Source organism: Pseudomonas defluvii (assembly GCF_001695625.1).
Classification (GTDB): domain Bacteria; phylum Pseudomonadota; class Gammaproteobacteria; order Pseudomonadales; family Pseudomonadaceae; genus Aquipseudomonas; species Aquipseudomonas defluvii.
This window is the reverse complement of record NZ_MBPN01000007.1, coordinates 41222-63304: the sequence shown is the minus strand read 5'-3', so window position 1 is coordinate 63304 and position 22083 is coordinate 41222. Positions and strand designations below refer to the sequence as shown.

General features: G+C 58.5%; 37 protein-coding genes. 2 read left to right on the top strand and 35 right to left on the bottom strand.

Going from position 1 to position 22083, the window contains the following annotated elements:
* From EKA13_RS03525 to EKA13_RS03510, 4 genes are all read right to left on the bottom strand, one after another.
* Entirely contained in the window at positions 1-2658 is a 2658-nt protein-coding gene (locus tag EKA13_RS03525) for a DEAD/DEAH box helicase (RefSeq protein ID WP_065285163.1), read from the bottom strand.
* Positions 2659-2820: 162 nt separating this feature from the next.
* Positions 2821-3858 carry a hypothetical protein gene (locus EKA13_RS03520; protein WP_223218633.1) on the bottom strand — a complete coding sequence of 346 codons (1038 nt, stop codon included), beginning with the start codon at positions 3856-3858 and terminating at the stop codon, positions 2821-2823.
* Entirely contained in the window at positions 3855-4304 is a 450-nt protein-coding gene (locus EKA13_RS03515) for a hypothetical protein (RefSeq protein WP_043313118.1), read from the bottom strand. The genes EKA13_RS03520 and EKA13_RS03515 overlap by 4 nt, the downstream gene beginning before the upstream one ends.
* Before the next feature lie 85 nt (positions 4305-4389).
* The gene (locus EKA13_RS03510; protein WP_065285164.1) at positions 4390-5019 is read right to left on the bottom strand and encodes a hypothetical protein; all 630 of its coding nucleotides are present in this window, start codon (positions 5017-5019) and stop codon (positions 4390-4392) included.
* A 209-nt stretch (positions 5020-5228) separates the two neighbouring features.
* Here EKA13_RS03510 and EKA13_RS03505 point away from each other — a divergent pair, with 209 nt between their 5' ends.
* Complete coding sequence (locus EKA13_RS03505; protein WP_043313036.1) at positions 5229-6734, top strand: Fic family protein; 1506 nt, start codon at positions 5229-5231, stop codon at positions 6732-6734.
* A gap of 2 nt (positions 6735-6736) precedes the next feature.
* Here EKA13_RS03505 and EKA13_RS03500 read toward each other — a convergent pair whose 3' ends face one another.
* From EKA13_RS03500 to EKA13_RS03460, 11 genes are all read right to left on the bottom strand, one after another.
* The gene (locus EKA13_RS03500; protein ID WP_044060658.1) at positions 6737-7285 is read right to left on the bottom strand and encodes a hypothetical protein; all 549 of its coding nucleotides are present in this window, start codon (positions 7283-7285) and stop codon (positions 6737-6739) included.
* Positions 7286-7324: 39 nt separating this feature from the next.
* Positions 7325-8272, bottom strand: a complete 948-nt coding sequence (locus EKA13_RS03495) for a hypothetical protein (RefSeq protein ID WP_044060659.1) — start codon at positions 8270-8272, stop codon at positions 7325-7327.
* An 89-nt stretch (positions 8273-8361) separates the two neighbouring features.
* Positions 8362-8610: a hypothetical protein gene (locus EKA13_RS03490; protein WP_043313032.1), complete on the bottom strand. Its 249-nt coding sequence runs from the start codon at positions 8608-8610 to the stop codon at positions 8362-8364.
* A 26-nt stretch (positions 8611-8636) separates the two neighbouring features.
* Positions 8637-8858 carry a hypothetical protein gene (locus EKA13_RS03485; protein ID WP_043313031.1) on the bottom strand — a complete coding sequence of 74 codons (222 nt, stop codon included), beginning with the start codon at positions 8856-8858 and terminating at the stop codon, positions 8637-8639.
* A gap of 90 nt (positions 8859-8948) precedes the next feature.
* Entirely contained in the window at positions 8949-9290 is a 342-nt protein-coding gene (locus EKA13_RS03480; protein WP_010792816.1) for a hypothetical protein, read from the bottom strand.
* Positions 9291-9309: 19 nt separating this feature from the next.
* Entirely contained in the window at positions 9310-9471 is a 162-nt protein-coding gene (locus EKA13_RS27795) for a hypothetical protein (RefSeq protein WP_166729443.1), read from the bottom strand.
* An 89-nt stretch (positions 9472-9560) separates the two neighbouring features.
* Positions 9561-9929, bottom strand: a complete 369-nt coding sequence (locus tag EKA13_RS03475; RefSeq protein ID WP_065285165.1) for a hypothetical protein — start codon at positions 9927-9929, stop codon at positions 9561-9563.
* Between the two features lie 22 nt (positions 9930-9951).
* Entirely contained in the window at positions 9952-10446 is a 495-nt protein-coding gene (locus tag EKA13_RS03470) for a hypothetical protein (protein ID WP_065285166.1), read from the bottom strand.
* A gap of 3 nt (positions 10447-10449) precedes the next feature.
* A complete protein-coding gene (locus EKA13_RS28590; RefSeq protein ID WP_255752582.1) occupies positions 10450-10578 on the bottom strand; it encodes a hypothetical protein in 129 nt (42 codons plus the stop codon).
* A gap of 16 nt (positions 10579-10594) precedes the next feature.
* Positions 10595-11086 (bottom strand): hypothetical protein, encoded by a 492-nt coding sequence (locus EKA13_RS03465; RefSeq protein WP_065285167.1) that lies wholly within the window; start codon positions 11084-11086, stop codon positions 10595-10597.
* A gap of 47 nt (positions 11087-11133) precedes the next feature.
* Positions 11134-11472, bottom strand: coding sequence for a hypothetical protein (locus EKA13_RS03460; protein WP_065285168.1), 339 nt, complete (start codon positions 11470-11472; stop codon positions 11134-11136).
* A gap of 209 nt (positions 11473-11681) precedes the next feature.
* Here EKA13_RS03460 and EKA13_RS03455 point away from each other — a divergent pair, with 209 nt between their 5' ends.
* Positions 11682-12383, top strand: a complete 702-nt coding sequence (locus EKA13_RS03455; RefSeq protein WP_065285169.1) for an ERCC4 domain-containing protein — start codon at positions 11682-11684, stop codon at positions 12381-12383.
* A gap of 79 nt (positions 12384-12462) precedes the next feature.
* Here the strand turns inward: EKA13_RS03455 and EKA13_RS03450 are convergent, their stop codons facing one another.
* The 20 genes from EKA13_RS03450 to EKA13_RS03375 form a co-directional block, all read right to left on the bottom strand.
* Entirely contained in the window at positions 12463-13191 is a 729-nt protein-coding gene (locus EKA13_RS03450) for a hypothetical protein (protein WP_065285170.1), read from the bottom strand.
* A 203-nt stretch (positions 13192-13394) separates the two neighbouring features.
* Complete coding sequence (locus EKA13_RS27790) at positions 13395-13571, bottom strand: hypothetical protein (protein WP_010792825.1); 177 nt, start codon at positions 13569-13571, stop codon at positions 13395-13397.
* Between the two features lie 3 nt (positions 13572-13574).
* Positions 13575-13721 carry a hypothetical protein gene (locus EKA13_RS27785; RefSeq protein WP_010792826.1) on the bottom strand — a complete coding sequence of 49 codons (147 nt, stop codon included), beginning with the start codon at positions 13719-13721 and terminating at the stop codon, positions 13575-13577.
* 81 nt (positions 13722-13802) lie between these two features.
* Positions 13803-13982: a hypothetical protein gene (locus EKA13_RS03445; RefSeq protein ID WP_010792827.1), complete on the bottom strand. Its 180-nt coding sequence runs from the start codon at positions 13980-13982 to the stop codon at positions 13803-13805.
* 245 nt (positions 13983-14227) lie between these two features.
* Positions 14228-14620, bottom strand: coding sequence for a hypothetical protein (locus EKA13_RS03440; protein WP_010792828.1), 393 nt, complete (start codon positions 14618-14620; stop codon positions 14228-14230).
* Positions 14621-14625: 5 nt separating this feature from the next.
* Complete coding sequence (locus EKA13_RS03435) at positions 14626-15003, bottom strand: hypothetical protein (RefSeq protein WP_010792829.1); 378 nt, start codon at positions 15001-15003, stop codon at positions 14626-14628.
* 37 nt (positions 15004-15040) lie between these two features.
* Positions 15041-15463 (bottom strand): hypothetical protein, encoded by a 423-nt coding sequence (locus EKA13_RS03430; protein WP_010792830.1) that lies wholly within the window; start codon positions 15461-15463, stop codon positions 15041-15043.
* A gap of 145 nt (positions 15464-15608) precedes the next feature.
* Entirely contained in the window at positions 15609-15905 is a 297-nt protein-coding gene (locus tag EKA13_RS03425) for a hypothetical protein (protein WP_010792831.1), read from the bottom strand.
* Between the two features lie 26 nt (positions 15906-15931).
* Entirely contained in the window at positions 15932-16162 is a 231-nt protein-coding gene (locus tag EKA13_RS03420) for a hypothetical protein (RefSeq protein ID WP_010792832.1), read from the bottom strand.
* Positions 16163-16218: 56 nt separating this feature from the next.
* Positions 16219-16431 carry a hypothetical protein gene (locus tag EKA13_RS03415; protein ID WP_065285171.1) on the bottom strand — a complete coding sequence of 71 codons (213 nt, stop codon included), beginning with the start codon at positions 16429-16431 and terminating at the stop codon, positions 16219-16221.
* A 287-nt stretch (positions 16432-16718) separates the two neighbouring features.
* Positions 16719-16904 carry a hypothetical protein gene (locus tag EKA13_RS03410; RefSeq protein ID WP_010792835.1) on the bottom strand — a complete coding sequence of 62 codons (186 nt, stop codon included), beginning with the start codon at positions 16902-16904 and terminating at the stop codon, positions 16719-16721.
* Positions 16905-16914: 10 nt separating this feature from the next.
* Positions 16915-17205: a hypothetical protein gene (locus EKA13_RS03405; protein WP_065285172.1), complete on the bottom strand. Its 291-nt coding sequence runs from the start codon at positions 17203-17205 to the stop codon at positions 16915-16917.
* A gap of 207 nt (positions 17206-17412) precedes the next feature.
* Positions 17413-17676, bottom strand: a complete 264-nt coding sequence (locus EKA13_RS27780; RefSeq protein WP_060476988.1) for a hypothetical protein — start codon at positions 17674-17676, stop codon at positions 17413-17415.
* Between the two features lie 2 nt (positions 17677-17678).
* Entirely contained in the window at positions 17679-18056 is a 378-nt protein-coding gene (locus EKA13_RS03400; RefSeq protein ID WP_065285173.1) for a hypothetical protein, read from the bottom strand.
* A 165-nt stretch (positions 18057-18221) separates the two neighbouring features.
* On the bottom strand, positions 18222-18446 hold the full coding sequence (locus EKA13_RS03395; protein WP_010792838.1) for a hypothetical protein: 225 nt from the start codon (positions 18444-18446) through the stop codon (positions 18222-18224).
* An 84-nt stretch (positions 18447-18530) separates the two neighbouring features.
* A complete protein-coding gene (locus tag EKA13_RS28585; protein ID WP_010792839.1) occupies positions 18531-18665 on the bottom strand; it encodes a hypothetical protein in 135 nt (44 codons plus the stop codon).
* 84 nt (positions 18666-18749) lie between these two features.
* Positions 18750-19040 carry a hypothetical protein gene (locus tag EKA13_RS03390; protein ID WP_019438414.1) on the bottom strand — a complete coding sequence of 97 codons (291 nt, stop codon included), beginning with the start codon at positions 19038-19040 and terminating at the stop codon, positions 18750-18752.
* Positions 19033-19617: a hypothetical protein gene (locus EKA13_RS03385; protein ID WP_010792841.1), complete on the bottom strand. Its 585-nt coding sequence runs from the start codon at positions 19615-19617 to the stop codon at positions 19033-19035. The genes EKA13_RS03390 and EKA13_RS03385 overlap by 8 nt, the downstream gene beginning before the upstream one ends.
* Positions 19610-19825, bottom strand: a complete 216-nt coding sequence (locus tag EKA13_RS03380) for a hypothetical protein (protein WP_010792842.1) — start codon at positions 19823-19825, stop codon at positions 19610-19612. Before EKA13_RS03380 ends, EKA13_RS03385 begins: the two co-directional genes overlap by 8 nt.
* Positions 19822-22068, bottom strand: a complete 2247-nt coding sequence (locus EKA13_RS03375) for a hypothetical protein (protein ID WP_171902179.1) — start codon at positions 22066-22068, stop codon at positions 19822-19824. Before EKA13_RS03375 ends, EKA13_RS03380 begins: the two co-directional genes overlap by 4 nt.
* Positions 22069-22083: the final 15 nt, after the last annotated feature.

Genomic DNA, 22083 nt, shown 5'->3' with positions numbered 1-22083 from the left:
TCAGGCCAAGCCTGAATCTGCAAGCAGCCTGGCCTGCTCCTCTGGCAACGTGCCCTTCTTCAGCTTTTGCTGTTGCCGGTAGAGCCAGGCTCCCACCTTCTCACCGGAAGAGGCTTGGTAGGTAGAGGGCATTGAGCCATGTTCGGCCAGGTACGCCGTGGCTAGGGTGAAATGCTTTTCCCAGGCTGCTGCAATCGGGTCCATCTTAAAGCCCAGATCAATCAATGCCTTTGCCCGCGGATCTTCGGGCCGGGATTTCAACCTGGTGCGTTGGTTCGAACACCACGAGCCGAGTTTGTAGCCGGCCGCGGTCACATAAGTGGTCGGAACGTCGCAATGGCCATGAGTGGACTGGAACAGACGGAGTTGCATCAGGCCGTCTTCGAACGCGGCTGACTCCATGTTGAACACGAACCCGAGGCGCTCAAGCCTGGATACGCGGTTCAACTCCAGCTTTCCGGCTTGATAGCGCTGGCGCTGGTAACTCACCCAGGTGCCTAGCGCAAACCCACCGGGGCTCTCGTATTCCAGAGGCGGGCTGGGACTCAACGTGTCCTCAAAGTATTCAAGGAGGGCTTCAAAACCATCCTCCCAGGATGATTCAGCTACAGCCTGCAGGCTGACTCCCACCCCTTCGAGCCGCCGCTTTCTTGCCAAAGTGATTCGGCGCGTTCTCTGGTTCCTCAACCAGTCGGCTAGCTTGATGCCCCGAGATCCCTCTACGGTTTCCGGGACGTTGCTGTGTCCATTCTGCTCGATGAAGGCCTGCAGGGCCTTGAAGTTCTCTTCCCAGAGGTCTTCGTTGACATCAAAAGCGAATCCTTCAGACCGGAGCTGCTCCTCGCGACTATCGGAGAGCCTGCCAGCGCGGTAGGCCTTTCGCTGTTCGCTGCACCAGGTCCCGAGGTTGCGCCCGGTCCCAGTGACGTGGCCGGCTGGGACGTTTGCATGGCCCTGATTCCTCTTGTACTGCCTCAGTTCCTGGAATGCTTCGGCCCAAGACGTGGCGTGTGGATCGAAATCGAATCCGATCGCTTCGAGTTGAACGCGCCGGTCATCGGCCAGAACTCCTTGAGCGTGTAGGGTGCGTTGCTGGGCGCACCAGAGTCCAAGACGGGAACCGTTGGCTGTCACGTACCGCTTAGGCACGGCGCAATGACCAAACTCCTCCAGATACCGTTGCAGATGACCGAATGAGGTTTCCCAAGACACTGTGAGGCGGTCCACCAGTTGGTGCTGGATGAACTCCTTCACCGCCTCGAGCAGTTCAGCCGGGGCGTGCACCTCTAGCTTGTCCAGCAGGGAGCTGACTGGAGTAATTCCCCACGAATCGGGATCAACCCGCCGGCGGATCTGCACCAGTTCGTCCTTGATCCGGTCATCCAGCTCGGCCACCGTCGAGAGCACTCTCCAGATGTGCTTCATCGAAGATCGCGCAAGGGCCTGTTGGACGGTTTCTCCGTGCCCAAGCTTCAAGCGGACAGGGAGCAGAACATACCCTTTCAGTTTTCCAGGGGCACGACGCAAGGCCCGGCCGAGGGCCTGGACGATATCGGTTGAAGACTCCTTCGGATCGAGGAAGCCGACCATATCAACGACCGGTGCATCGGTCCCTTCGGAAAGGCAACGGGCATTCGAGACGACGCCCATGTCGCATTCTATGAACTGCCTCAAGATCAGGTGACGTTCGCTACCGGCCATCCTGCCGTCGACGTGCCAACCCTGAATACCGGGGGCGAGTCGATCTCCCACCTTGTTCAAGGTGTCACTGAACAGGCGCGACTGTGAAATGAAATTGTGGAACGTGAAGGCCTTGCGGGCTCCGACTTGCTGCATCGCCCTGACCAGTTCTACGGCATGGATTGTAGCGTTGGCCCCTGCCCAGTCTTCCTCCACAACTTCGTACGCATCGCGTAGCTCGGGCCCTGAGTCCCCCACAACGGTGATGATCACCTGGAAATCGCAAATGATCCCGCGGGCGATCGCTTCATGCATCGAAAGGTGGTAGGCCACCGGGCCGTACACCTCTTCGTTGCACATCGAGTAGACCTCGAAGCCTGCTCGCGCGGTTTCCGGCAGATGCTTTGGCGTCGCGGTGAGGAACAGTCGTTTTCCAATTTTCAGGGTCGAATGGTCATGGAGCGCGAAGGTGAAGCCAGCGTCGACGTAGCCGGCGGTCCTATGCGCCTCATCGAAAATTCCCAGGTCGAAGAGAAACCCGACCGGTAGGCCTGCGGCGAGGGTGGGAACTGAGTGATAGGTGCAGAAGACATAAAGCGGGCCGGTCGACCGCCGCTCGATAAACGTCCCAATAGCCAATGGATCTGTCGTGACCTCTACCGGCAGGTCCACGATGCCCACATCCTCATCCTCACTCTCCGCAACGGATGGGTCGCTGCAGACGCATAGGATGCGATCCAAAGGGAGTTGACCAAGGCTGATCCAGGCGGCCAGTGTCTGGCTGATCAGCGAAAGCGAAGGCAGGAGTACCAGGACACAATCAGCAGCAGTCGCGAACGCCACTGCTTGGCCCAAGCGGGTCTTGCCCGTGCCGCATGCCATGTGAACCTGGGCACGGTTCCCCCGTTGGAATACCTGCAAGGTGCCGTTGAGGCCTTCGTGCTGATGCTCAGCAAGGGAATTGAGATCGAAATGCATGGGAGAGTGTCGGTTACGTGGCCAACAAACTTCCGATTATACGAAACGGAGAGGTACTCGGGGGCTTTGAGCCGGTTGAAGGGGAGTGGGGCCGGTAGCGCCCCACTGGGTTTGCGCGGTGTGAGGCGTTCAGGCTTGCCCGATGCTATTCAGCAGAAGGCATCACACCTTGTCGCGGTGCGCTGCCTTAAGGCGGTCCAGATCGGCGTACATATGGTCGAATGCCCTCAACTCATGCTTCCAGAATCCACGTTCATCACAATCAGGTTGATGGCTTTCTGGTTCCAGCTCAATCAGGCGCTCGAACGCTGCACGCCAGCTTTGTCGGTGACTGAGCAGATTGTCGGGGATCAGCAGGACACCGTTCTTTACTTGGGCCGCCAGGTAGAGAGAATGCCGCCCCTCGGGCAGCACTTGGCGACCATAGTCCGTCAGGTGGCAGAAAGAGGCCACCGGGCCGCGGCCGCACTTCGCAACCGGTTCAACGCCTTGAACTGCGTCCGTCGAGATCTCGGCCAGCTGGTGCTGGAGCTGACGGAGCGAGCCGCGGAGCTCATCGATGGTCATTTCCATGCCGCCACACTGCAAGCGTAGATCTTGGTTCTCCTGCTCCAACCCCACCCGTACAGCGTCTTCAGGGAGGCAGTACATGGTACGAACCTCCAGGCCCTCTGCGCGCGCCTTCTCAGCGTCTTCAGTAGTGCAATCTTCCCAAAGCGGGTTGTGCATCTCTCGACACTGGTGAATTGGGGTAGTGGTCGGGGAGCCCAGGAGCGCCAGCAGTTCGGCTTCCCGACGTTGCCAGGCAGCCCGATCGCTGTCGTAGTTAAAGTCAGCCTGGGAGACCTTGAGTTCCAATGCGCGAACGAGTTGTGCCGCATGTTCATAGCGGATGAAGGCGCCTTCACCAGACAAGCGAGCAGTTTCACTTTCTTCGCAAAACTGGTCGAAGCGTGGGAGTGTGGCCAGATCGTAGGAGGCGTCTTCAGCAACCAGGTCCTGGGGGCGCTCCGCGAAAATCATCAGGTGCTCCAGGGCACGATTGAACTCGTGGTCGACGTCGGCTTCCTCGCACTGAGTGGCAGAGTTGAACCATTCCTGGAGCATTTCCTGCATCTCTGCTCGAACCCGAGCAGACCAAGCGCGGGAATCAGCACCAAGCCGGTTGGGAGTAGTCTGGGAGGGAATGTAGGTGTTCACGCCTCGGTCTCCATGGCCTGATCGATGTCTTCCTGGGTAAGAACGTGCTCCTGGACGTTCTCGACAAGACCGAAGTCGGGACGGCAATGCAGGCGCGCCCAAGCTTTGATCGGTTCAAGCAGAGCCTTCAGCTCGGCTTTCGCTTCATCAGAAGGCTCCGGGTAGTCCTCCACCCATTCGCCGCAGTCACTTCCCTCTGCCTCTTCTTGCATGTGAATGAGGACGTCATCGACGTCGGGGACGTAGTCTGCAGGATCGGGATACTGCATTTCGCCGCGGAAGACGGTGGAACCCACCAGCAGGTGGTCGTTGCGCTTGAGGACTTCGGCCAGGGTTTCGTTGTGCCAGGCCTCTCCATTGTTGCTCCAGATGACTTTCCCATCGCGGGGATCGCGGTAGGTCTGGGTCGGAAGGGCTTCGGTTGCCATGAGGGCTTGTTCGGTCATATCCATTCAACTCCGCAAATTCACAAGGTCGAGCGAGTAAACCATCCGGGCTGCCAGGGCTCACTCCAAGTCAGGGCGCTGAAAATCACTCTGCAGGTTGCAGGTACTGGATCTCGTCGGAGGCCAATTCGATGAGGCGGTTTTGAAGTCCAGATGCACTGGCATTGCCCAGTTCGTCTTTGTTGAACAGCACAACGGCGTAGCCCTGTTCACGAAGCATGGAGATGGTCTGCTGGGAGGTATGGAGCACCTCGGCGACGCAGATGCTGACCGATTTGCTGTCGACGACGGCCGGAGTGTCCCCGGTCAGGCCACCATTGCCGATCATGGTGTTGATGGAATCGCTGATCTGGCGACCGAGTTCGCTCTCGGTGACGCTCGGGCTACCTGGTTTGCCATCGTTCACGTCCACGCTGCCATGGATGGTTGCTACGAAGTGCAGTTGGCGGACGCCTTTCTCGTCAGCCACCAGGTCCATGGAGGGTTCAACCACCTTGCTGGCGCTGGGCTCGAGAAGGGAGTCATCAAGGAGCGACTGGATCTGGCCATTTACCCAGGACCAGTAGCCGCTGGTGGTGTCGTCTGCTACGACGGCGTTGCGCCAGTCTTCACGGGTGAACGTCGGGTGTTGGCCGCCGCCGGCGGGGCTGTATTTCTGCTCGAGCTGATCGGCGGACAGGTGGATGTCTTGGTCGGTGGTGTTGCGCAGTTGCATGATGAAAACCTCATTCGTGGTTGATGAGGCATATCGTCAGCGGGTGAGGGATGTGGCAGAAGCGACGGAGGGTAAGATTTTCGTTACCCCTGTTTCGGATTGAAGCTGGCAGGTAAAGAAAAAATCGGCATACTCCCCAGAACTAAAGATTTTCTTGGCCGAGTGAAGAAAAACTTGGGAACCAGGGTGGAAATGTAAGGAATTCCAGGATGCAGGCAGCAGGATACGCACTTCTTCACGAGCGGCTGGCGCTCTCGGCTGTACCACTAAGTCTTCCAGCCATTGTACAGCCTGTGACTCGTCTTGAGCGCATCGGCCAAACCCTGGCCGTACCGCCTGCCATCGCACCAGCCCCGGAGGACATACTGGGGAATGTGCTGTTTGCCCTAAAGCATGAGGGCATCAACCTTTCGATTCTCGCACAAACGCTCCCGCGGATTCCGGTTGAAGAGTTTGAGCGGGCGCTACAGGCCGCACCCAACGGGATCTATATCAGAAAGGCCAGCTTCTTGAGAGAAGCCTTCACCGGCGAGCAACTGGCCCAGCATTCCCCCGTCCGCGGGCCCTTCGTCCACTTGTTCGATCCGGAGCGCTACATCACAAGGCCGGGCAATCGGAACTCGAAGTGGCGAGTTGAATTCAATGGCCTTGGCGATCTCACCTACTGCGCCACCGTGGAGCGGACGCCTGCCATAACCGAGCTGCTCGAGCACGATATTCTTGGCCGCGCGAAAGCTTTCATGGAGTCTCTTCCGCCGGGAATGATGGATCGCGCCATCAACTGGGCCTACCTGAGCGAGACGAAGGACAGTTTCGCGATCGAGCGTGAGGCTCCAACGGAAGACAAGTCACGGCGCTTTATCCAACTGCTGCGCCAGGCCCATGAGCGCCAACCGCTGACTGAGGAATACCTGGTTGGGCTCCAAAACGCGACAGTCGCAAATCCTTACGATCTTGCCGCTGCCTTCCGGCATGAACAGAACCACCTCGCTGGCGCTCTTCAAGGTGCTGCAGGGGTGACATATGTGCCGCCGCCACCTGAGCTCTGCAGGGAACTGATGGAGAGCCTGATGGGGTTTGCCAACGAGGCCCCCATGCAGATCGATCCACTTGTTGCCGCGGGAATCATCTCCTTCGGTTTCGTATTCCTGCATCCATTCATGGACGGCAATGGCCGGCTTTCTCGTTTCCTCATCCACCAAGCGCTTTGCCGTGCCGGCGCGCTGGAGAATGGTCTACTGCTGCCTGTGTCCGTGGCCATGAAGCGAGAAGAGCGCATGTACCTGGAAGCGCTACAGACGTTCTCGCGCCCGGTACGAGACTTCTGGGATGTGCAGTGGATCGACTATGGCCAACTAGCCTTCCAGTTCCGCGGGCACCCGGCGGTATACCGCTTCTGGGATGCTACGCCTTGCGTGACCTTCACTATGGTAATGGCCAGACATGCATTGGAGGTTGAGCTAAGGGAGGAAACTGCGTTCTTGGAGTGCTTTGACGCTGTCTATAGGGCCGTAGACGAGCGATTTGATGTTCGCGGCAGTGAGTTGGCACAGCTGGTAATGATGTGCCTGACCAACCAGGGGATCGTTTCGAAAAACCGGCGAAAGCAGTTCCAGTACACGGTGCCTGAGGAGGTGTTCGAGTTCATCGAGCAGGTCGCCCAGCAGGTACTGGGCGACCAACGCAACGAGGGCAACGTTGGGGAAGGCGAGTAGGGTTAACCCTTCCGGAGACCATGCTCCGGGTGCCGGCTGCATTTGCAATTGTCCATGTAGAGCTTCACTGCGTCTTCGTTGGACATTTCGGCTGGCGCTTTCTGCAGGGTCTTGTCCTTCAGGATGCAGAGGCAACCACTTTCGAAGTAGTCGCGCATCTGTGCGTCATTCTCATCCCATGCCGTGATGTAAACGCCAGCCAGCTTCACCAGGTAGGTCAACTGCCGGTTAGCTGATCCTGCACGGCCAGCATGAGCCTCCGCCGGTTCATCTCCACGGCGAGGAGTGATGGTGGCCAGCGAGTATTCGAAGGTGTTGTCGCAGCGGCTCAGGAAGTCGTAAGCCTCTTCCGGAGCGTCTTCACTCACTTTGCGCTTCAATTCGCGCACCTCCCGCAAGGCTTGCTCCATCGCGGAGTGCGCTTGCAGGGCCTCATCGTCGACCAGCGCCAGCCAATCGCCGGCACGGGGTTTGGCCAGTGCCTCCGACAGCACCTTGGCTGCATGCGTGGAAACGGTGCTGACGAGACGGACAACTTCGTGGAATTCCATTTGATGATCCTGATCTAGTAGTTCGGACAAGTCATATCGTCAGGCTACCAGAGGTGTGCCAGCATCCCTGCGGCGACGATAGACCTTCTTTTTCGGGTCAGGTATCGACCACCCCCCAGGGATCAGCGCGCGAAGGTCATAGCCCATCATGAAGAGCCCTGCTTCGAAGGCATGGCACCGGTGAGCCAGGGAACTGTCCTCACCTTTGAACAAGGTAGTCCGCTCGAGCACGGCTCGCATGATCCAGCCCAGGATCAGCTGGCGCTGCGCCCAAATGTGAGGGCTTTGGTAGAGGAGCTGGGGAGTCCCGTTGTAACCGCGCCCGAGCATTGCGGGATTGCGGATCTGTCGAATCCTGTCAGATTCTGGATCGTCGAGCCCCGGTCCCCAGCCGAACATCCGGTGCGAAGCCTGGCCGGCGGCCCGAGCCTCTGACGAACCCCTATACAGGTGGTAGAGCATAGCGATCGCCGCCCCGACTCTTCCGTCATAGATGGGGGAACCATCCGTATCCAAAAGCGCATGGACTTTAGTCAGGCCCGAGTTGAATCTGCTGAACCGTTGTTTGGTGAGATCTGAAAGCTTCTGAGTGCCTGCAGGGCTCAAAAGGGGTTGCCGGTCGGTCAGGTACTTGACCAATTGGCCATTCTGGCTGAGTTCCAGGAGAAAGCCCTTCGAAGACGGCACATTCCCCCAATCGAGAATGGCGGCACAGGCGCTGAACGTATCGTCCTGGTCTTCGGCCTGTACTGCCGATCTGAGGTCTTCCCGAAGAGCATCCAGCCGGACTTTGACTGTTGCCCATTTGCCCTTCCATTGGTATTGGCCCTGTACGGCTTCGATGCCTTGAACTTGCACATCTAGCCCCCTGGGAACGAACTGACTGGGAAGGCACTTGAGGTGTACTTGGAGAGTGGGTAGGTGGTTGGTCAGCCAGCGGACAAATTGTTCGACATCTGGCTGGGCGAGGAAGTGTTCCCTTTCCATGATGGCTCCTGAGGGATGGAGCCATCGAGGATACGACCACCACTACCTAACTGCGAGTGGCTAACGTACGCCGGCGGCAATGAAAGATGTCATGGCTGGGTAAGCCTGGCTTCAAGTACATCGGCCGCGACCAACATCGCCGTCTTGGCATCCCCCATATTCCGATGGGCCAAGCTGCCGAGGGCCAGGTGGAGAGGTCTGCCTTTGAAGTCTGCCGGCGTGCGATTCTGGATTGCGTCGGCGGCCAGGACCATGACGGTCTGACAGTCGCCGATGCTTTTCCTGGCCAACCGGCGTAGCTCGTCGGTCAATGGCCGACCGTTGAACTCTTCCATCATGCTCAACTCCTTCCTGCAGTCTGCCGCTACTTGAAATCTTCGCGGTAAGGTTGTTTTTGGGTCGGGAAGGGAAGGCCCTTCTTCTTAAGCCGGGAGCGAACTGCCTGAGCCTTCTTGGTGGCCTTCTCCCGGCTCTCCGCCGGGATCTGGTACACCTCGCTGAATTCGTAGTCAGAATCCTCTGGCCTTCCACCTGTGGTCCAACTACCAACAGGGAAGCGGGCAACAGTCCAGAGCCTGGTTTCCATGTGAGTCTCCTTGTGATTTTTTGTTTTGACAGCGGATTGGAACGCTGCGCCCATGATCTTGCTGGTCGAACGGTGCCACAACCATCGTTCTTAGTAGAACTCGACCTTCCCGTCAGCGCTCCGGCGCTCTCCAGAATGAGTCTCTCGATGCCAACCTTCGGGCCTGGTCTCGTAGTCATCCCAGTCCTCTAGGGCGCAGAGGGTAGCCATCAGGTCGGAATAGCACCAACGCCTTGAATAGCTCGTTACGGTGACGTCGGCCACGATGGCGTAGGTGAACATGAATTTGATGACGCCGGCGACGCGCCCGCAAGGGAATCTCTTGGTGTCCAGGAAGTAGCCGCTGGCCTTCATGTCGGCCAGTTCGTCATCACTGGGTGGCGGCAGGCTGGTCGGGTGGCTTCCCAGGACAGTTTTCTGTTGAGGACGCATGATGCAGCTGATCCTTTGGTCAAAGCTCGAGGGCGCGGCGCGCATTCTGAAGGCTGCACCCCGTCTCAGCACGGAAAGCCTTGATAGCGTCAATCGCCTTTCCGTTGGCAATAAGCGCCTTGCACTGTTCCATCAGGCTTTTGGGAACGGTGATCCCTGCATAGGTGGTTTCGTTGATCATCGTTAGACCTCTGTTCTGGAAGGTAGCTATGCCGCGGTAGTGTTGTCGAATTTGTACTGCCGGCCAGACTGTGCCACCAGGTGCGAGGATCAGAAGCTCGCCAGTACGCTGCGAGCTCGAGGCTCATCAGCACCTGTGCGGCGCATGTAGGCATGCAGCGCGCGCTCATGGCCTTCCTCTTCAACCAGTCGTTTCGCAAGCCGCCGCGCGAGCGGCTCTGTCGCCGCGGTGCGCAGGTCAGCAAGCCAGGGGCGCTTGTCCCAGCTGGCAGCGTATCCAGAATGCGCATCGATCATGGTCAAGGCTGCAGCTTCGATTGCCTGGCTGTCATCAGCCGCGAACGCTTGGCTTGCAGCCTGAATCCAGCCTTCAGGCAAGGCGGGTACTGTGGCGCGCTGGGTCTCGGCCGTCTTGAGGGCGACCGCCAGGGCCGCTTTGAGATTGAGGTTCGCATCCATGAGTTCAGTTTCCAAAATGAGATCAGAGGGCTTCTGCGTCTGCCACTGCTTTGCACTTACGTGCGGCAGGGGCGAGGACCTTCTCTATGATGCGGCCAGAACCGTCCTGCCAGTCCCTGAAATTCAGGTCTGGGTCGAGACGAGCCAGGATCTTTGCCGCCGCGGCACAAGCCTTTACCACCTTGTCGTAGTCCGAGGCTTTCACACACTCCAGGTCGTCTTGTCCAGGACGGAACACTTTCAGACGCGCAGCACGCCGAGAGCTGGTTTCTCCTTCACGCTCCGTGACTACACGGCAGCGTCGAGCAGCATCAGCGAGCGCCCGCTCAATGCTGTATCCGGTGGTGCCTTCCTCCCAATCCTTGAATGCCAGGGTGGGATCAATTCTCTTGAATGCCGCGAGGGTTTCTGCGCAGGCCTTCACGTTGAAATCGAAATTGTCGGCGGGAACACAAACCATTTCTGCCGAGCCTGCACACACCTCGATCCGGCGCGCTTTCTCTATCTTCCGAGCCATCAATTACTCCTCGGTGTCCGTCCATGTGGATGCCAGTTCATCATCCTGGGCATCAAGTGCTTCTTCGTCAGCGTCGATTTCCAGAGGGTTGTCGTCCATCCGGTCAAGCGCCAGATCATCGTCAACGTGCATTGAGGGCCTCTACGATTTACCGAGCCGACCGGGCAAACTTCAACGCTTCGATTTCAACGAGGCGCTCGGCTTCCTGGTACTCAGAGCCACTACTGGTATATTCCGCGCAGATGCGGGCCAAATCTCTGAACTTGCCGCTCTCAGGGAGGCAGCCAAGCTGTCGCCAGTGCAGCACCTCGCCTGCGAGAACTGCGAGATTGATGTGCGCTACACCCTGTGCGCGCTTCTTCGACTCAGCTTTCAAGGCTGTCTGCAACTCGTCGACGATCGCTTGGTTGTCCAGCAAGGTGAATTGCCGGCCAACGTATGCCTTGACGATGTCCTCGGAACTGGGCATCTGGCCCTTGTTGATGTTCACGTTGCACCGGCCAGCAATCTGGGCGGTACCGTTGAAGAACACGACCTTGGCGATCACGTCGTCGCCCTGGTAGTCCTCTGCCAGGGTTCCATAGGCGAATCGGTGGCCATCCAGGGGTGCCTTTACCGAATGGAAAATGCTGATGTGCATGCTTTGTCTCCGAATGCTGGCTTGGCCCAGGCCGGTTCTAGACCGGTTTACTTTTGGCTGCGCGCCAGCAGGCGCAGCATGACCGCCGGCACATTCGACTTCTTGGCGACATGAGCCGGAGGCACGCTCATCGCACCTTCGCTGTCGCAGGGTTGCCGATCGTTGCGGCGTACAATCATGGCGGGTACGGTCAGCCCTTGTTTTCCGGCGGCAGCGCTCACAACCAGCTTGCCTTCGTTGCTGCTGATCTGCAGGTCATTGCCATTTTCGTCACGGACAATGATCGAGGTGCCCATCGACATCGCGGCCTCAAAGCGCATGGCACCATTGACCAGGTCGTAGCCGAGATTGGCCAGTTGTTCGACAGGGGAAGGCAGGGTGTTCATGGGGCTCTCCTAAGCGCGTATTTGGTTGATGAAGCGATCTTCACAGTGATGAGAGTGTGCCGCCACCCCTTATCCTGAGAAATATCGAGCCTGCCAGGCAACTGCTTATCGCCTTGAATGGCCTGCTCTCCAGGGCAGCGTTTCGACGTGGTCAGAGCTGAGTCACCCGTTATATTGAGGTCGATCCCCACATTCGGTCAGGAAAGGCAATGGTCAAGATTTTTGTGGACGCCCGGGAAGTCCCTTCACGTATTCCCGATGCCCTGCGCGAGATGGGCGCAGAGGTTGAAATCGTGAACCTGGAGGTTGGGGACTACGTCCTGAGCGCCGATCTAGTGCTGGAGCGGAAAACCGCCATCGACTTCTGCATGAGCGTTACCGATGGCAGATTCATCAACCAATCCAGCAAGATGATGATGAACTTCAAGCGCCGAATCTGGCTGATTGAAGGCGACGTCTATTCCACCAGGGCCCAGATTCATCCTGATGCACTGGATGGAGCACTGAGTTACCTGGCAGTCGTGCTCCAACAGACGGTGCTCTGGTACAAGGCCCCCAGGCGTGCGGCCGGAATAATCTACCGGCTAGCCAAGCACGAGCAGGAAGGACTCGACTACGTGCCTGCCACTCGCAAAGGTAAGGTGCCCGCCGGCGTTGGCCAGTCTCTATTCACCCTGGAGGGTTTGAATGGCTGTGGCCCAGTTGCCGCGCGCAAACTCCTCGAACACTTCCGTTCCGTACATGCGGTGATCAATGCCTCGGTGGAGCAGTTGTGTGCGGTGAAGGGGATAGGTCCGAAGAAGGCTCAGGCTATCTACGACGGGATTCACTTCCAAGTTTCGGAAGGCATGTCTGTAGAAGAGCAGCCCACTCTGTTTGCTGATCCGCCGGCATCAGATCCGTTGGTTTGAATCCTAGTTTCGGCGAAGAAAGCCCCTGCATAGCAGGGGCTTTTTGCTGGAGTAGGTCTTTGCAGTTGAGACCGGTGTCCTAGGCCTGCCCGTACTCGAAGTACACCGCATGGAAGGCGTGGTGAGAGGCAGCTTCTGCAGCAATACCAGCAGCGGTGAGAGCTGAAGCCAGGATCTGACTATCAGCCCTGGTCCCCACCTGGATCGACCAGCGACGCCCTGGCTCCTGGGGTTTGATCTGGACAACTTGGACTCCCAGGACTTGAGCGGCTTGCATCAGCGGGCCGGCCTGGCTGGCTTCTGGGGGCGATGTGCGCAGCATCTCCGCTGCTTTCTGCACCTGCAGAGGCTGCACAACTCCGTCAAAGTCCACCGAGGTGTCGAGCGGAACATTGTAGTGCTCCAGAGGGACACAGCCTGCCCATGACGACTCAAATACGTCTGGAACCTCGGGACCGAACTGATTCCAAACGATGGCCAGGCAGTAACCGTGAATAGGGTCTGCGACGCGGAAAGCTTGGGATTCACCTGCCGGTTGATCAACTGCCCTGATAGCAGAGGGGGACTGCCCAGGTAACGAAATTGACCAGAGCCCATCATCGTCGTAGTGAGTCGAAAGTCGAAGACGCAGTACCTCAGGCCAAATAGTGGCGATGTCAGTGAGGGGACTGAACTCCTGATCTCGATATCGAATCGTGCCTTCCCAATAGTCGAATGGTGCCCAGCTGCCGGAGGCCTCATCGAAGCCGCCCATTGCCAGGGCCACGTACAGGTTGAGCAGATTGCCTTGAAGATCCAGCGTTTTCATGTGGTGTGTTCCATGGCAGAAGATGCTGCCATAGTCCCGACCCAGAGGGAGTGCCACTATCCCGCCGCTTGGATATTTTGGGTGAAAATGAGGCCCCGGAGCCCTGTTGGCAGTTTCGCATGCGAAATTGGAAGGGGAGCATGGCTTCATAACGCAAAGGCCCCTCAATTTTGAGGGGCCTTTTACTAAGCGGTCGCCGAGAATTACTGCTGGCGCTTTGAGGTCGCTGCCTTCGCGCTATCGTAGCCGTCAACATAATCTTCGTACTGGGAACTGCCGATGCGCAGTTTGCGGAGTGCGCTCTGCTCAAGCGGAACTCCGCAGTGGTAGGCCTGGCGGCCTGCTTCGAAAGCGATCGACTTCTCCTGCTTGGCGGCCATAGGTCAGTCCTGGATTTCTACTTCGACATTGAACCCGGGCAGATCGGGTTGCGCGTCATCCAAGGCTGCCACTACGTGGTCATGAAACTGTTGCTCAGTCATGTCCATGTCAGCGAGTTCGTCGGCGGTGAGGGATACCTTCACGATCATTTTCTATTCCATCCAATGGTTGAGTTGATGGGTCTATCCTACTGGAGCTGTCGCGTGCCACCAGTAGCTGCCGGAATGTGTCTAACCACGATCCTTGGTGGCATGGTCCACCAGAAACTCCAGCCATAGCCCGTCGTTGTTGTCGTCGAGAACAAGCGGGAAGTGCTCCGGGTTTTCCGCGTGGGACTTGCGGTATTCCGAGGCGAAGGACTCCAGGTCCTTCTTCATCTCTTCGATGAATTCGTCGAGGCTCTGTGCCATATATTGGGCCCTGATTGCATGAAATGAACTGTCACCAGTATGGGGCTGGCTATCGGGGGAGGATTGGAGAGCAGCCTGCTGACACCTGCCAGCGCTCTCTGCCGCCGCTGCGAGGGCGCATCTTGCGCTATCCCAGCCTCATCCCTGGGGCCGTGTCCGCGGACGGTGCTACTGGGTTCCGGTCAGGCCGCTCTCCGATCCTCCCTATTCCAACCATACCGGGGAGGGCGGGTGCCACAAGGGCATCAATGCAAAGGAAGGTTCAACTGCCAGTTTGCATGAGCCTCCTCGATGATCTTCGATGCCTCTTCATCATCGGTATCGCAGCCTCGCCCCGCGCCGAGGCCCTCGGCGTTCATCTTCTTCAGCGCCTCCTCGCCAGCATTGCTCCCGCTCATCTCATCGATGATCCGCCAGGGCTTAACGGCATCAGCGTCCAAGTAGCGGTAAGGGTCGAGCACCAGGCCGCAGGAAAAGGTGTTGTCCGCATTCTGGATCAATGCACGGCAGTTCCGATCGTCACCAAGCGCGACACCGAGGTCACATACCTGAGCGATACAGCAGAGACCGCACCCGTTGCACGAATCGCCCTCTGCTGGCTTGTCCAAAACTACTGCTTCAATCAGCTGCCAGCGCAAGGCGATTACCTCCAGAACTTCAGAGTAAAGACCGACAGAACAGAGGCCATGCCGAAGATGCAGGAGCCAAACATCACCTTGTTGAGAGCTGATCGGATGATCGGCTCCCTGTTGGCAGACATCCCGTTGAGCCTGGCCCCACTAAGGAATAGGGCCGAGTAGAGTTTGTGCAGAAAATAGACAACGACCAGATTGAAAACTGCACCGAACACCATCTGGAGCTGGATTCGTTCAACCAATGCCGTATCTCCCTTTTTGAGGGCGAGGAGATAGAACTCTTCGAACAGGTTGGCGCAGATGTACATGCTGCCTGAGGCAAGCGCAGCAATGACGATGCCGGCAATGACAAGCTCGAAGATTGGGTTTGAGAATATGCTGCGCATGATTCGTCTCTAATTATTTGAACTGACGTGGCAGCTTTCAGCAGCTTCCAAGCGCACGGGTCACCGATTTTACCTCATCAGTGGAAGCGCGGATGAACGTCTGTCCGTCGTGCTTCCAGACCTCACCCGTCTCCAGGTCCACGAAGGCCCATTTTCTAGGGCAGGTCGTATGGATGGAGACGTCGATCGGTGCGTCCAGGACAGGAACAACTTCGGAAGTTCGCAGTGCACGGGTTTGACCGCCGGGGCCGTCTACCACCAGTTCCCGTTTCGCAGACCTCCGGAAGTAATGCACCCACTGGGTACCGCCGTGCTTGCCCTGGCGCTTCTGACCATCGGCGTACTCCCACTCCACGTTGAACCCGGTACCGAGCGGCGGGGAAAGCTTCACGACACGGCGTGCGCCGCCTGGGAATTCGAAGACGCGGCCAACCTGAATAGAATCAATCGGCACAGCCATGGATCTGCTCCTGAACAGCCTGGTTGAGGTGAGGGGTATTGGAGAGTGGCCGGCTTACGCTGGTTATCGCACTCTCCGATACCCCCGAGGGGGTAGCGGGCCTGCGGCGGGGACCCGGCAGGCGCGGGCGATGGAACAGGTTGGATCAGCTGGCGCTGGCCAGCAGTTCGTTGAGTTTGGCCATTTCCTTTTCGATCGACTTGCCGTTCTTCTTCCGCCAAGCGATCTTCATTTTGTAGAGGTCGATCAGGCCGGCCCTGGTGCAGCGGTAGTAGTCCCCCGAGTCGTCCGAGCCGCATTTTTCCAAATGGCCGGCGGCGAGTCGCTCCTCGACGATTCCGTCCAGGTCACTGAAGCATGCGGCTTCCTTAGGGGATACATGCAGGGGCTTCTCTTGGGCTGCGAGCCACAAGACCTTTTCGGCATTGAACAGCTTGCTCATGGATTCCTAACCTCGGGTTCGTGGGATCAGGTGCGAGCTTGCTCGACCAGAGCCAGGGCAGCCGGGTGCGGCTCTTCCGGCGCGGTGCTGTACTCTTTCAGTACCGCCCGGGCCTGCCGCTTCGCAGCAGCTTGCTCGGAGGTGTCATCACCAACCTCCTCCAGGCAGAAACTCTTCTGCAGGGCTTCCAATGCGCTGGTAGCAGCATCGCGTTGAGCGACGAGGTTGGCGTATTCGGCGTTCGGGATATTGACCACGACTCTTTACCTCTGACAGTGGCCGCGGCGGAGAGCTATCCAGCGGCTGGGTTGGGTTACACCGGCGTGCAGTGGCCGATCGATACGCAGCCGGAAACACCTTCCAGCCATACCACGGCAGTGTGGCCCTGGAGGACCTCGGCCTGGGCGGTGGTTACCGTGCCCACCGGCTCCGCGTCTTTCCGGGAACGGAACTCCACTTGAACGCCGACCTCATGGTGCTGATTCCAGGCTGTAACTGCTCTCGCAGGATCGGGCCATGCCGTCATGTCTCTATCTCCTGACTGAAAGGATGGCCTACCGACCGTTTGCCTTGTTTTCTTTGCGCGGCTTGCAAACCAGGCAGTAACCCTTCTGGGAGCCTTTCTGGAATACGTCTTTCCACTGGTTGCAGCCTTTGCAATGGAAATCATCGATCTTCATTCTGTGCCTCAAGGTTCTGGGTGTATGGGGGAGCGCGCTGTTTGGCGGTCTTGCGCCGCGCCTCGCTATGGAGGTCAATGTGCTTTCCGAAACATCCGGGGTGAATCTCCTCTGCCCACGGCAGAGGAGGGCGTTACCGCTTCTCGACCAGTTCACCGCCTTCTGCGATTCGCCAGGTGTATCGCTGGCCGTGGTTCACATGGTCAGGCGGGCAGCTGTAGGTGACGCTGCCATCCTTGTTCAGGCTGCGCGGCTTCGTCAGTCGCTCGCACAGAGGGCATTCCAGTGGGGGATAGTCCCGATGGGTTTCGGTGGTCATGACCGGCGCCTTACTCGGTACCGGCCAGCCAGCCAGGTTCCTTGGCCTCGGCAAGCCATTGACGTAGCGTACCTACAACGACGCCCGGCTGGTCTTCTTCCTGCCAGGGTTTGTCGAGCAGCTCGCCGACAACCTCGGCGCAGCTGTCGACATCCGAAGATTCGATCTCGTTGAGGTCGCAGTGCAGGCTGCGGGCTTCGGCCTCATCAGCTGCGGCGTAGTAGTCATGGTCGTCAACCTGGAAGCAACGAAGGCTGATGGTCTTCTCGACCGGCTTCCCATCGATAGTCAGCTGTTCCATATCGGTTCTCTCTCTGGTTGCTCCTGAACAGAGCGGTTCGTTATTCGGTTCCGGCGATGATCGCCTGTGCCCAAGCACGTGCTGCGTGGAATGCGTAGCCTCGGGTCGCCTCATCGGCGCATCCGCTAAAGCGCCAGCCAGTCACGTGGTGGAGTAAGGTCTTTGCTGCATCACTCATGCACATGTCCTCTGATTGGCGCGCGGTACTCAGCTTTCGCCCCGGAGAAGTCCGTCCTCGTCGTAATCCGATGCACCGTCACCACCATTAAACGATCCATCCAGGCGTGCCAGAATCAGTCCTGCGCGTCGGGCGTCTGCTTCGGTACGAAGGTCACCTGTTCCTGAACCGCCGAAGATCTCCAACCCCAGAGCTGCAGCCTCGCGGGCATAACGGCTCAGACCGGCAGCTATCCTGCGGACCTCCTTCGGATCAAGCCCTGCGGCCTCGCATTCGCGCGCGTTGACTTGCATGATCAGGCCAGCCGGGCTTTGAAGCCGAACATCGCAGTTGCGTCCTCGAAACAGTCATCCAGTTCCTGGTACGCCTTGTATTTGGCCTGGGCATGGTTGGCAGCCCAAACTTGCATGGTTTGCCGTGCAGAATCCCACCAATTGCTCCCCCAGATCAGGACTTCAAACTGGCGGAGGGGGAGGTCATTCGTAACTTCCCCGTACACCATCTCGTCCGTGGGGTGGTAATTCCGAATCCGCTTCTTCGGGTCGCTATCCAAAACCACGCCGATGTAATGGCCGCGGTCCGCCATGATCGTGCCTGGTTCACCGTAAGCGGTAACGCGCCGGCCAACGCATGCTGGGACTTGGTAGTGCTGGCGCACATATTCGAATGCCATAGGGGCTCCATTACGCCCTGCAGGGCGAACTAATTTTCCGGGCTGCATGGGAGAACGAGCTGGTACCGCGATTCAACTCTCTCTCCGATGCCCCCTGGCAGAGCCGTGACGAACTGCCAAGGGTATCGGGCCTGTTTTACCTGGCAGGCTCAGGCGGGGAAGCCGTTAGTCCAGGCACTTCAACTCGTATCCGGCCGGGGTATGGGACAGCACCCACCGGCGTTCATCGATGTCCGTCAGGTTGGCATTCCCCCTGGTGCGTGCGAAATACAGCAAGTTCGACGGGGTTGGCTTGTGCAGGTCCGAATAGCAGGTCTGCTCGTCGATCCATGCCAGCACTTGGGACTCCGTCATGGCCGTGAGGGAGGCGGTTTCAGGGGCGTGATGCACTGTCGGGGTTCTCCTGGAGTGATTTGACTTCAGCCCATCTTCAATTTGATCAGTGCGTGCCAGAAGCCGCCGGTAGGCCTTTGTCTAGTCAGCCAAGCTGTCGATCAGGGTTTCGATTTCGCTCTGGGCTTCTTCAAGACCTTCGCGGGTGGCCTTGCGACTGCGGCTGGTATCGCCGTAGTAAGCGCGGATTGCATCAAGCAGTTGGTCAAGATCCATCGTGCTTCTCCTGTTGGATAGGGTTAGACAATAACGCCCGACATTGGGAAGTGAAGGGCGCATGATGGTGAGGTGAAAGGGTGGTTAAGATGGCTTAAGCCAGGCCTTGAGCTCTTCCACTGCTGCCAGGCGATCAGGCTCCAGGGCGTCCCAGTTCGGTTTCCCCGAATAATCCTTCGTCACACGCTCCAACAGGTCCCTAGGCACCAGCATCTGGTCGGCGGGGATGACGTAGAGCTCCTGAGTCTCGTAGTCGGGCCATTCCTTCGGGTTGGCCTTGACCATGTCATGGTGCTCCTTGCTGCATGGTCCCCAGTGCTGGGGAGCGCTCTGGAAGAACGCACGATGACAAACCGGCTTCAGCTTCTCAGGCATGGCCGGACTCCGCGCCCTTCAGTACAGCGTCCAGCTCTGCAATGACCTCCGCAGGGGTCGGCACTGCTTCTTCGCTGAACATCCTGCAGTCGCCGAAGCATTGCCAGGCGATGACCTGTCCAAGTCGACGCAGAAGCTGTTCATTACCCGTTCGGGCCTGGCCGCACTTCACCATGACGCTCTTGTGAGAGCTGGTGCCATCGACGGCCATGCCGGTGATGAAATAGTGGTTTTTCCCACGGTTGTAGACGATTTCCTCGCGGCCGGTTCCCTCGTGAAGTACCAGTTGCGCTTGCGCTTCGATCTCGCTGTCACCGACCTTAAAGCGAAGCGTGTCCCCTTGTTTGACCTGCCCCGGGCCATTGAGGGCCATCCACTCCGGTGTCATCCCCAGCATGGCGCGGAGAGTGGCAATCTCTTTCTGTGCCGCTGCGAGCGCATTGGCGTTTGCCTGGGATTCGCCGGCTACCTTATCGAACTCTTCGACGTAGACGACCTCACCAATACCCTGGCCGGTCAGGAAGCCTTTTGGGTGCAGATGCCTGGCATCCACGCTGTAGCGTTGCACCTTATTCATGCTGCTCTCCTTCTGCCTTGGGGCACTTACACGGACCGATTTCCGCGGACCAGGTGCCGGCGAAGCGCGGTTCGACGGTGCAACCGTCGTACAGCCATTTGCCGAGCAGCCTGCCCGCATCCGCTCGCTCAGTGCGATTGATGTCCATCGCACCAACGACAACGCCGCACTGGCAGGTCGCAACGAACCCAGTTGGACGGCGCTTCATGCCTCGTCCTCCTGGGCGACAACGCCATCACCAACCAGGTCGGAAGCGAGGAGGAACAGTACCGACTCGGCAATACCGGATTTACCCTCACGGGAAGCGGCATAGCCGGCACCGTTGTGCTGGTGCTGGACGATGATGCGCTCGCCGGTACGTTCGATCTTCCAGTTCGCCGGGATCACGCGGTCTTGAGCCGCCTGGCTGGCCAGGGCAGTGTCCCGTTCAGCTTGGAACGAGTCGGCCAGGGCCTTGTTGGCGACCGCCAGGCGGTCGAAGAGATCCACACGTGCTTGCAGACCAGCGACGTCGCGAATGTACTGGTCGGCAGTTACCAGCTCGACCACTACATCGTCTTCGGTGGTTACACGTTCGGCCTGGAGCCGCTCGACGACCTTGGAGTCAACCTGAATGTCGTTGTCGCCGTACTCCGAGCCGCTGATGCCTCCCAGCAGCAGAGCACCCACAACGTCAGGTTTGAGTTCCGGAATCAGCCAGGCCGGGCGTGTCATGTCTACAGCCGGGATGGATTTGTCGAGCAGGACCTCCTGGGATTCCCCCCAGGTGTATTCGATAGCACCATCGACCGTCGTCTTGCACCCGATCATCCCGAAACTAACGATAGGATTCCGAGTGTGCCGACTCAGCGGGATGCCGGCAGTAATCAACTGCTGGCGCGTCGGTTCGTGGTAGTTGAGCAGGCTGCTGCAGCCGGTGGGTTCGCTGTCGGGATGCTTCAGTCGGACAACGATCTTCTTCGGCCTGCCTTCTTTGGCGACGGACTCCAGTTCGCTCATTCGGGAGAGAATGTCGTCGCGAGGTGCCAGGGGCTGTGCTTTGGAAAGTGCGCCGGCTAGCATGTGGATGCATTTCTCGTCATCCGCAATGAGTGCCATTTCTTCGAACAGCTTGCGTGCCAGCTCGATATCGCCAACAGGCACCGGGCTGGTATTTTCGTCCTCGTCCAGGCGCAGGTATTCCGCGTGCTCCGCGGCATTGCATTTGGGGCACGGAATATCACCGCCGTTGAGCAGCGGACCACCAGGCTCATCGCAGCTATCCTCGTCCCAGAGGTAGCCGTTCTGGCACTGGGCATCCAGATACGGGGCTCCGAAATGTTTGCCTCGGTAATCACACCCAAGCACAGGGGTAGGGGAGGTTTGCCCGGCTTCGACAGGGCGAGTGGCGTACTCCAACATTTTCCCGATGAGGTCAGCATCGAAGGTGCTGCTCTCGCGCAGATACTCGATGACGAAGGTTGGATCGAAGCGCGACCAATCAGAAGGGCGTTGATCCTGAACTGCCTCATGCGCGCCAGCTTGCTCAACTGCCGTTTTGATTGAGGACAGGACGTGTGAGCCCACTACTTTTTTGATTGCGGCAAGCAGATAGGACCAAGCAAAACCACGATCTTCCGAAGGGATGAGCCCCAAGGCGCGACCGACATCATCCCGGCACTGCTTGTCGAGCGCCAGCAACTGGTCGGAGTGGGCGAGCGGGAGGCTCTTCCCGATTGCGCGCAGTTTGTCGCGCAAGTCGTCCAACTTCTCCCACCATTTCTCGCCATAGTGGTGCCGCAGATTCGCGCCGCTGTCGTGCCCGGTGAAAACCTGGATGGCATCTGCAGCCTGTTTCACTAGCTCGAGGGTTTTCGCAATCTTGGTCTCGTAGGTGTCCTCTTTACCACCTCCAGCCGGCACTCCTTCCTGGTGGTCGAGCAGCAGTATTGCCCCTTCCTCAGGGCACTCCTCGTGGTAGGCGTACAAGCCTGCCATAGGGAAGTCCTCGTCCTGCTCATGCAGCTCGATCACCAGCGTCTGCTCGAACTGCTCAGGAGTGTTGTCCGGGGCCAGGAACTCGATGGCGTTCAGCAACTGATAGCCGTTCAGCACGAGGCTGGGCACATTTCGAGGTTGATCGTCAGCATCGGGATCGTCCTTGTCGTACGGCGCCATACCCTGGGTGGGCAGCACCTGGGCGGGCTCATGGTCAACCAGGTAGATGGCGATGTCCTCTGGGAATCTCTCGTGGCGCGCGTAAAGGCCGGACTCTGGACAGCGGATCTCCTGAGCTTCGGAGTGCAGTTCGATAACCAGTCGGTGGCTCATCTGCTCAGGGGTGCGCTCAGGGGCCAGGAACTCCAGAGCATTTCGGATCTCATAGCCGTTCATGGCAAGGCCCATGGCTTGCGGTGTTGCGTGGGCTTCGGTTCGGCCACCGGATTTCGAGGGGGATGGGATGAAAGACATGTTGGCTCCACGAGA

Coding starts and splice junctions, on each gene's coding strand:
- EKA13_RS03510 (WP_065285164.1), bottom strand. CDS start 5,019: ATGCAACTGCGCAACACCACCGACCAAGACATCCACCTGTCCGCCGAT.
- EKA13_RS03465 (WP_065285167.1), bottom strand. CDS start 11,086: ATGCACATCAGCATTTTCCATTCGGTAAAGGCACCCCTGGATGGCCAC.
- EKA13_RS03500 (WP_044060658.1), bottom strand. CDS start 7,285: ATGGAATTCCACGAAGTTGTCCGTCTCGTCAGCACCGTTTCCACGCAT.
- EKA13_RS03435 (WP_010792829.1), bottom strand. CDS start 15,003: ATGCGCAGCATATTCTCAAACCCAATCTTCGAGCTTGTCATTGCCGGC.
- EKA13_RS03455 (WP_065285169.1), top strand. CDS start 11,682: ATGGTCAAGATTTTTGTGGACGCCCGGGAAGTCCCTTCACGTATTCCC.
- EKA13_RS03425 (WP_010792831.1), bottom strand. CDS start 15,905: ATGAGCAAGCTGTTCAATGCCGAAAAGGTCTTGTGGCTCGCAGCCCAA.
- EKA13_RS03480 (WP_010792816.1), bottom strand. CDS start 9,290: ATGCGTCCTCAACAGAAAACTGTCCTGGGAAGCCACCCGACCAGCCTG.
- EKA13_RS03475 (WP_065285165.1), bottom strand. CDS start 9,929: ATGGATGCGAACCTCAATCTCAAAGCGGCCCTGGCGGTCGCCCTCAAG.
- EKA13_RS03390 (WP_019438414.1), bottom strand. CDS start 19,040: ATGCCTGAGAAGCTGAAGCCGGTTTGTCATCGTGCGTTCTTCCAGAGC.
- EKA13_RS03485 (WP_043313031.1), bottom strand. CDS start 8,858: ATGGAAACCAGGCTCTGGACTGTTGCCCGCTTCCCTGTTGGTAGTTGG.
- EKA13_RS03445 (WP_010792827.1), bottom strand. CDS start 13,982: ATGGCACAGAGCCTCGACGAATTCATCGAAGAGATGAAGAAGGACCTG.
- EKA13_RS03385 (WP_010792841.1), bottom strand. CDS start 19,617: ATGAATAAGGTGCAACGCTACAGCGTGGATGCCAGGCATCTGCACCCA.
- EKA13_RS03490 (WP_043313032.1), bottom strand. CDS start 8,610: ATGATGGAAGAGTTCAACGGTCGGCCATTGACCGACGAGCTACGCCGG.
- EKA13_RS03380 (WP_010792842.1), bottom strand. CDS start 19,825: ATGAAGCGCCGTCCAACTGGGTTCGTTGCGACCTGCCAGTGCGGCGTT.
- EKA13_RS03515 (WP_043313118.1), bottom strand. CDS start 4,304: ATGACCGAACAAGCCCTCATGGCAACCGAAGCCCTTCCGACCCAGACC.
- EKA13_RS03460 (WP_065285168.1), bottom strand. CDS start 11,472: ATGAACACCCTGCCTTCCCCTGTCGAACAACTGGCCAATCTCGGCTAC.
- EKA13_RS28585 (WP_010792839.1), bottom strand. CDS start 18,665: ATGGATCTTGACCAACTGCTTGATGCAATCCGCGCTTACTACGGCGAT.
- EKA13_RS03505 (WP_043313036.1), top strand. CDS start 5,229: ATGCAGGCAGCAGGATACGCACTTCTTCACGAGCGGCTGGCGCTCTCG.
- EKA13_RS27780 (WP_060476988.1), bottom strand. CDS start 17,676: ATGCAAGTCAACGCGCGCGAATGCGAGGCCGCAGGGCTTGATCCGAAG.
- EKA13_RS03495 (WP_044060659.1), bottom strand. CDS start 8,272: ATGGAAAGGGAACACTTCCTCGCCCAGCCAGATGTCGAACAATTTGTC.
- EKA13_RS03400 (WP_065285173.1), bottom strand. CDS start 18,056: ATGGCATTCGAATATGTGCGCCAGCACTACCAAGTCCCAGCATGCGTT.
- EKA13_RS03405 (WP_065285172.1), bottom strand. CDS start 17,205: ATGGAACAGCTGACTATCGATGGGAAGCCGGTCGAGAAGACCATCAGC.
- EKA13_RS03375 (WP_171902179.1), bottom strand. CDS start 22,068: ATGTCTTTCATCCCATCCCCCTCGAAATCCGGTGGCCGAACCGAAGCC.
- EKA13_RS03450 (WP_065285170.1), bottom strand. CDS start 13,191: ATGAAAACGCTGGATCTTCAAGGCAATCTGCTCAACCTGTACGTGGCC.
- EKA13_RS03525 (WP_065285163.1), bottom strand. CDS start 2,658: ATGCATTTCGATCTCAATTCCCTTGCTGAGCATCAGCACGAAGGCCTC.
- EKA13_RS03430 (WP_010792830.1), bottom strand. CDS start 15,463: ATGGCTGTGCCGATTGATTCTATTCAGGTTGGCCGCGTCTTCGAATTC.
- EKA13_RS03415 (WP_065285171.1), bottom strand. CDS start 16,431: ATGACGGCATGGCCCGATCCTGCGAGAGCAGTTACAGCCTGGAATCAG.
- EKA13_RS27785 (WP_010792826.1), bottom strand. CDS start 13,721: ATGATCGTGAAGGTATCCCTCACCGCCGACGAACTCGCTGACATGGAC.
- EKA13_RS27790 (WP_010792825.1), bottom strand. CDS start 13,571: ATGGCCGCCAAGCAGGAGAAGTCGATCGCTTTCGAAGCAGGCCGCCAG.
- EKA13_RS28590 (WP_255752582.1), bottom strand. CDS start 10,578: ATGCACGTTGACGATGATCTGGCGCTTGACCGGATGGACGACAACCCT.
- EKA13_RS27795 (WP_166729443.1), bottom strand. CDS start 9,471: ATGATCAACGAAACCACCTATGCAGGGATCACCGTTCCCAAAAGCCTG.
- EKA13_RS03470 (WP_065285166.1), bottom strand. CDS start 10,446: ATGGCTCGGAAGATAGAGAAAGCGCGCCGGATCGAGGTGTGTGCAGGC.
- EKA13_RS03410 (WP_010792835.1), bottom strand. CDS start 16,904: ATGACCACCGAAACCCATCGGGACTATCCCCCACTGGAATGCCCTCTG.